General features: G+C 27.9%; 3 protein-coding genes. All 3 read left to right on the top strand.

Features of this window, described 5'->3' with window-relative positions; all coding sequences use genetic code 11:
• The first annotated feature begins 199 nt into the window (after nt 1-199).
• The 3 genes from AYC59_RS07400 to AYC59_RS07390 all read left to right on the top strand — a co-directional run bounded on the left by AYC59_RS07400 (nt 200) and on the right by AYC59_RS07390 (nt 1,855).
• Nucleotides 200-703 carry a hypothetical protein gene (locus tag AYC59_RS07400; protein ID WP_066897001.1) on the top strand — a complete coding sequence of 168 codons (504 nt, stop codon included), beginning with the start codon at nt 200-202 and terminating at the stop codon, nt 701-703.
• A gap of 182 nt (nt 704-885) precedes the next feature.
• Nucleotides 886-1,173, top strand: a complete 288-nt coding sequence (locus AYC59_RS07395) for a hypothetical protein (protein WP_066896999.1) — start codon at nt 886-888, stop codon at nt 1,171-1,173.
• A 181-nt stretch (nt 1,174-1,354) separates the two neighbouring features.
• Nucleotides 1,355-1,855 carry a hypothetical protein gene (locus tag AYC59_RS07390; RefSeq protein WP_066896997.1) on the top strand — a complete coding sequence of 167 codons (501 nt, stop codon included), beginning with the start codon at nt 1,355-1,357 and terminating at the stop codon, nt 1,853-1,855.
• Nucleotides 1,856-1,893: the final 38 nt, after the last annotated feature.

The following is a 1,893-nucleotide window of genomic DNA, read 5'->3' as shown; positions in this document are numbered from 1 at the left end:
ATTTCAAATTACATGTTACCAATTGACAAAAAATATATGCGGTGTATAATTAACTAAGATATTGTAAAAACAATAAAATAAGGAGTAAAAATGAAAAAATTTTATTAGGAATTATGTTAGTTGTTGCTTAGACTTTTTGTTGACTTTTTGGATATTTGGAGTATAATATATACAATTATAAATGTTGGAGGAAAAAATTATGAAAAAGATATTAGTTTTATTAGCATTAGTTACAGGAGCTTCTGCTTTTTCTGCAGAAAATTATAACATTAAAGTTTTAGCTACAGGAGGATACGACTATGCAAAAACTTTAAATGGTGGAGTAGAAGCTATTTACTACCCAAAAGCTACAAAATTAAATGATAAAATCTATTTAAAAACAGGAGTAGGAGCTAAAGTAACAGGCTCTTATGGTTTAGAAGGTAAAAAATTCTTAGGTGGAACTGTTGATTTAGTAGGATCAGCTTTAGTAGGATCTGAAGTTGTTGAAGATTTAAATGTTTATGGTGGATTAAACTTAGAAGTTGGAGCAAAAGTTTCTAAAAAAGATGCAGCTACAACAAGTACAGATACATCAAAATTAGGAGTAGGACTAGACTTAGGAGCAAAAGCTTTATTAGGTGCTGAATATAAAGGGTTCACAGCAGAAGTTGGAACAGGATATCCAGGAGCTGTAAGTTTAGGATTAGGATATACTTTCTAAGTAAAAAAATATAATTAGGAAATTATAGAGAACATATATCAAAAAATTGAATAGTAAAATTACTATAAGATTTGGAGATATATGTTTTTTATTAAGTAAAAATAAATTAATATTAGAATGTAAAATCTGGTATAGGTCTTAGAGGTGATGTTGCTATAGATGTAAATTATGCAGATTTATCTATGTCAGATATTAATTTGTTAGGTTCAGCAGTAATAGAATCAAAAGTTTCAGAAAATACTAAAGTTTATGGTGGAGCAAATTTAGAAACAGGAGTAAAACAAGTTAATAGATTTGAAGAAGAACCTATTGTTGATGATTTATATAATGTTGGTTATCATAAAGTTACTACATATGAATTAAGCCTAGAAGGAGAAGTTTTATTAGGAATAGAATATAAAAAATCAAATGCAGAGTTTAAAATAAGTAATAATGGTTATGTGAGTTTAGGTTTAGGGAATACTTTTTAAATAATGTCGTATAATTAAGAGAGTTAGACTATAGTTGTTATTGTGTTTAGACTCTCTTTTTGTTTTTGTAGAATTTAAACTTCTTTTTTCTTTGGAATTTAATTAGTTTTATATTTGTATTGTTGACTTAAAAATATATATTGAGTAAAATACTGTATATGTTATAAAGGAAGGTGTAAAAATGAAAAAAATTATTTTAACAAGTTTATTGGTATTGACATCTATAGGATTTGCAGCAGCACCTAAAGTTAAAGGTGAAATATCTGTTGGTGGTGGATATATAGGATCTAATGGGTATTATGGTGGAACTATTACACCTAGTGCTAATTTAGGATTACAATATAATACTAGGATAGATGATAAATGGGACGTAGACTATGGACCTGGTGTAAATGCAGCTATGGACATATATTTAGGAAGATTAACAACTATGATTGAACCTAATATAATGGGAACATTTAGAGTAGATTCAAATTATAGATTTGAAGGTAATAAAAAAGTGTATTTTGGAGCAGAAGCAGGACTTGGAGTAGGAATTTTAGTTCATAATAATGGAGTTAATCCACAATTTAGAGGACTATTTAAAGTTCATTCAGGTCTTAAAGTTAATAACTTTAATGTAGGAGCATTTGTTGGAACAGGAAAAGGAATAGCTGGTATTGAAGTTGGACAAACATTTTAAATAAAAAAACGCACTCAATAGAACATGTACCAACAAAC

The organism is Pseudostreptobacillus hongkongensis (genome assembly GCF_001559795.1).
Taxonomy (GTDB): domain Bacteria; phylum Fusobacteriota; class Fusobacteriia; order Fusobacteriales; family Leptotrichiaceae; genus Pseudostreptobacillus; species Pseudostreptobacillus hongkongensis.
This window is presented reverse-complemented; position numbering and strand designations above follow the sequence as displayed.